This is a genomic window from Polaribacter sp. (assembly GCF_965656025.1).
Lineage (GTDB): Bacteria > Bacteroidota > Bacteroidia > Flavobacteriales > Flavobacteriaceae > Polaribacter.
Genome location: NZ_CBFHJT010000101.1, coordinates 1883 through 7170 on the forward strand (window position 1 = coordinate 1883; position 5288 = coordinate 7170).

A 5288-nucleotide genomic window follows, 5' to 3' on the forward strand; every position below is an offset into this window, starting at 1 on the left:
GTTTTTAGAAACTTGTTTAATTCCTTTAAATAATTCTTTCATATTAGAAGCAAGTGTTTTAAAATTAATTACTTGCCTATTACCCATATTTGCAGAATCTATTCCTCTACAGAAAAATGCTGGTAAAACCCCAAATAAAATACAAACAACACCTACAATTATAGCCATAGTTCTTACCCCTTCTGCAGGATTATCGAATGTATTTACATCTGGTATAATAACATACAACCAAGGTACAATCATCCACGCAATTTGCCCCATACTATTAGCTAAACTCATTAGTCTAGTTCTTTCATTATAATCTGATGTCATTTCATACCCTAAACCAACTAAAGGGGTAGCAAACATTGTGTTACCAACTAAGAACAAAATCTGAAGTATCATTACATACCAAAAATTGTATGTCATTGATGCATTTTCGTCTAATTGCCACATTAAGATGAATAAAATTCCACTTATGATGGCACCTGCAAAAATGTAAGGTCTTCTTCGTCCATATTTAGATTTTGTATTATCAGAAATAAACCCCATAACTGGATCTGTTAATGCATCAAAAATCCTGGGTAAACCGCCTAATAATCCTGCCCAAACAGGATCCATACCAAAAGCAGTTAATATGAATACTTGTAAGTAAACACCTAGTACTCCGGGTAATAAATTTAGTACAAAATGACCAGCACCAAATGCAGCTTTCTGTCCAAATGGAACTTTTCCTCTTCCTGTTGTTTTACTATTAGACATATTTTAAAATTTAGTTTATTAATATTGTTTGTAATGCTTGTTTATCTATGTTTATCGCAATTTCTTTTTCTTTAAATTGTAAGGTAAAGTTTTTTGCTTCTTTACCTTCATTAAAAACAATTACAGCAATAGAACCATCTTTGTTTTGTGCTGCTGTAACTTGTAACTCTTTATCTGAATTTTCTAAACCAATCACTTTTGCTTCTGGTCTAATATATTTACTGAAGTGAGCCATGGTGTAATATAAAGGTGTAAAATAAACTTCATCTTTTTCTGGATCTACAATAATTGGTGCTACACACCAGTTTTTAAACCAATTTGGGCCACCTTGTCTATCTAAAATCATATTCCAATCTACCCAACCATCTACCCAGTTATTTAAACAACCAATAATGTCTCTTGCATATCTATTTACAGGAGCATATTTTGGGTGTAAATATTTTTGATCTTCTGCTGCCCAATCCCAACCCCAATCTGTTGCTTCTTTTGACCAATACCAAATATCATTTTTCCATTCTGGAACTTGAGAATCCACACAACCTTCCGTTTCTATTAGATATTTATTGGGTGCTTTGTTGTGCGCGTATTGTAGTGCTTCCGGAAAAACCTCATACGTACTTTCGTACCAATGAATGGCTGTACCATCAAAATATTTAGAAGAGGCTTCATCTCTATACATTTCATCTACCCATTCTTTTAAACCAGCTCTGTTTTGATCGTATCCTAAAATTATTTTATCTCCATAACCTTCTGCTTCTAGTTTTGGCCCTAAATGAAATTGAACAAAATCGGTCATTTCTTTTGGGGAAAAATGCATAGATTCCCAATTATTCCCATTTCCATGAGGTTCGTTTTCTACTGTAAAACCCCAAATATCTATACCTTCTTGTTTGTAAGCATCTAAATATTTAGAGAAAAATAATGCCCAGGTATCATAATATTTTGGCAATAATTTACCACCAACCCACTTGTTATTATCTTTCATCCAAGGTGCAGCTGTCCAAGGTGATGCAAAAATTTTAAAGCCATCTTCAGAAACTTTTAAGGCATCTTTTATCATCGGAATTAAATCACCTTTATCTTCTTTAATGGTAAAATGCTCTAAATTCATATCATTTTCTACTGGAGAATAAGAATATTGAGACAAGGAAAAATCACAAGAATTCATGTGAGTTCTTGTTAATGAATAGTTGGCACCTTGTTTAGAAAAATAGGCTTGTAAAATAGTATCTCTATTTTTTTTACTTAATTTATTTAATAAATATGCAGAAGACTCTGTAAATGCGCCACCAAAACCTGTAATTGTTTGGAATGTTTTTGAAGTATCTAATTTTATGGTAGAAGCATTTTCTACTGATTTGAAATTAGAGATTTTTGTTAATTTATTTCCAGCAGCAGAAGTTTCATAAACATCCACAGCAAGTGTATTATCTTTTTGTGTGCAACTCATTATAGTAAATAAAAAAAGTATGGTAAAAAAAGTATTGAATTTCATCGTATTAAAATTTATCTTGGATAATCTGTATTTGGCACCAAAACAGTTTGCATCATTTCTTGTTTATCTCCGTTAAACGTCTTGGTTATTGGTTTTCCATTTCTAGTTAATCCTTTAAAAACATTATTGTCTACCATTTCCCAAAATGGAAATTTAGCTTCACTTTTTAGATTTATTAATCCGAAATGATTTTCTGAACCTTTGGGGTTATTGGCATCTTTCCATTGTTCATCAAAAGCTTCAAAATAGAAACATGCAATCCTCTCTTTATTGGTCCATTCTCTAACGTGTTTATAGTACAAACCTTGTTTATATTCATCTGTGGCTCTGGAGCCATTTATACCATAATGCCCACTTGAAATAGTTGCCCATCCTGTTTCTCCAATATGTATTGGTTTATGAACTCCTATACTTTTTATATAATTTTTAACGCTGTCATATTGTTGCATAGCAAATTGTTTTGCCCTTAACATAGCTGCGTCAATTTTTTCTATATCAGATAAGTTTTGCTCAGTATCTGGTACTTTCCAAAACCCTGGATTGTAATGGGTGTTATGATAAGCATAAGTATGCATAGAAATATAATCTACTGCTTTTATCAAATTATTTAAATCTTCTGTATGATATAGAGGGTCTCCTCCTCCCCAAGAAGAAAAATCATCTGAACTGGTAATCCATAAATCTTTTGGCAACTCTCCATTTTTCTTTAATTCTTGTAAATGATTTACCCACTTTAAAATTACATTGGGTTGTACAAAATAACTGGTTGCCCATTTTACCATTGCCTCATTACCAACAGCTATTATTTTTACAATATCTGGATATTGTTTTGCCAATGCTACTGCTCTTTCAATTTCTCCTTCATTTTGCGGACTTTCAATATCATGATTTGGCACTTTATCTGTCCATGCGTTTAAGCAATCTATCCAAGCCCCTAACATGACATACATTTCAAAACTTGGATCCTCTTTTTTAAGTGCTGTAATTGCTTTTAAAACATTTGAAGCATGGGGTAATTTTGGTTGTACATTATAAGTTCTTAAAATCTTAACCCCCATTGCAGAAAGAATTTTTAAATCTTCTTTCAATTCTTCTATGGTTGGTTGAACCTCTCTAGAGGTTGCTCTATAACCACCATAAGATATTGCCAAATAATTAGGATTGCCTAAAATTTCTGATGCTGTCATTGATACTTTTTGAGTATTTTCTTTTTTGTTTTTATTACTACATGCGAAACTAAACATCAATACAAAAAATGCTAAAAAAAATCTATTGTTCATGTTCATATCTGATTGTTTAAGTTCGACTGTTCTTATTTTTTTATAAAAACTTCTATTTTTTTTATTTCACCTGTTCTCTTAAAAAGTTTATCACTATTGTTTTTATCCAACTTTAAACTGTTTAACTCGAAACTTTTACCTTCTTTATAAAGTACTTTTATCTTATTTTCATTAGATAATTTATATATAATAGGTACTTGACAATACGTAAACGCTAGAGAATTTTGCTCAAGAATTATCGTTTTTTTATTGTGCTCTAAGTTTACAAATTCAAAGTTTTTAGAAGCCTTTAAAAACTCTTCTTTTCTTAATAATCTTGGATTAAAAGTGACCTCTCCATCTTTTACAAAAACACCCAGTTCGCCCATTCTAGACAACACATCTTCTTTTACTTGACCTGTCATACCTGGTTGCTGTGCTCCTTTGGTAGCTGGTGTATGGGAATAAGGATCTGTTGGAAAAGCACCATAGAGTTCTGGAGATTTGTGCACTCCTATTCCTTCGTAAATTTCGTAATAGTGTTCTAATAATTTACCAATAACTTCTTCGCTTTCGCTAGCATTTATTGCCAACCAGCAGTTTTCTTGCACTGCCAATAACAATTTAGAAACCATGTGCCAATAGATAGATCCTAATCCTTCGTAACCAAAGAACGTTCCTGATCTTCCAGTAAACGATTTATGATCAAACATTTCTTCATAAACCGCCAACAATAATTCTTCTTCGTTTTTAGCTAAAGAAAGGTATTTTTCTGGCAAATTTTTTAATCCAACTTTTAAAGCATCAGCATTATTAAAGTTTCCATTAAAATGATAATTTCCAGCAACATCTTTTTCTATAATTTGATTGTTACCTTCTGCTAACAATTGTTGTAATAATTTTGATTTTTTTACAGCAGTTTCTGGAATGTTATTCTTGTCAATAAATCGCCCTAAATCTTTATTAGGATATAATATATAACTGTACTGATCTTCTCTAAACAATGCACTTGCTTTTAATCCATCTAAAACGGCTAAGGCTTCTTTTGGTGATAAACTACCCGAACTTAAAACAGCCACTTGACCTTCTAACATCTCTGACAAATAAGAAATTGATACTTCTTTATCATTTTCTAAAGTCATTAAATTGTATGCGTGATATAAATTGTCTTTGCGTTTATTTGCATCAATAGTTTGCGAAGTGTATTTTTTTGTGATGCTGCAAAAGTCTACCAATTCTTTTTTAGAAATAATAGATTTTTTGTTTTGAAATCCTTCAACATAAATTTTTAATCGGTATTCGCTTCCTGCTTCACCTACTCCGTCTAAAACCTTTTTACGATCCTCGTTGGAAATGTCTTTAGACAATATGCTTTGATTGTCATTTAAAGATGCTGTAACTTTATTGAAAAAACTTACCAATTCGTCAGAAATTGTGTACTCCTCAAAATCAGAATTTGCAACAACTTTTTCGAAAAATGTAATAAAACGATGCAAATAACAAAGCGTTACCATAGAAACTCCATTCCCAACTAAAGCGTTGTTGGCATCATTCCATTCTGGTCTTTGTGTATTCATCCAAATACCACCTTCTGGAATAAAGTTAGCTACCTTTGCTAACAAAGTCGCTAGCAATTTCTCCATCATATTTACTCGATAAACAGCATCATTTGCATCTCTTAACAAAGCACCATCTGCACCAATTTGTGCTCTTAATTCATCTATTTTATGATGAGATTCCTGGTCAAAATCTATGGTGTCTTTAGGATTTTGTAAGGTTTCTTGATAACTTTT

General features: G+C 31.8%; 3 protein-coding genes and 1 pseudogene. All 4 read right to left on the reverse strand.

What is annotated here, in order from left to right; translation table 11 throughout:
• A partial coding sequence (locus ACTG3S_RS13720) for an MFS transporter (RefSeq protein WP_439129902.1) occupies positions 1 to 741 on the reverse strand: 741 nt, incomplete at its 3' end.
• A gap of 10 nt (positions 742 to 751) precedes the next feature.
• Positions 752 to 2236: a glycoside hydrolase family 30 protein gene (locus tag ACTG3S_RS13725; protein ID WP_439129903.1), complete on the reverse strand. Its 1485-nt coding sequence runs from the start codon at positions 2234 to 2236 to the stop codon at positions 752 to 754.
• 11 nt (positions 2237 to 2247) lie between these two features.
• Positions 2248 to 3516, reverse strand: a complete 1269-nt coding sequence (locus tag ACTG3S_RS13730; protein ID WP_439129904.1) for a glycosyl hydrolase family 17 — start codon at positions 3514 to 3516, stop codon at positions 2248 to 2250.
• 32 nt (positions 3517 to 3548) lie between these two features.
• Positions 3549 to 5288, reverse strand: a pseudogene (locus ACTG3S_RS13735) (hypothetical protein); the annotation flags it as partial.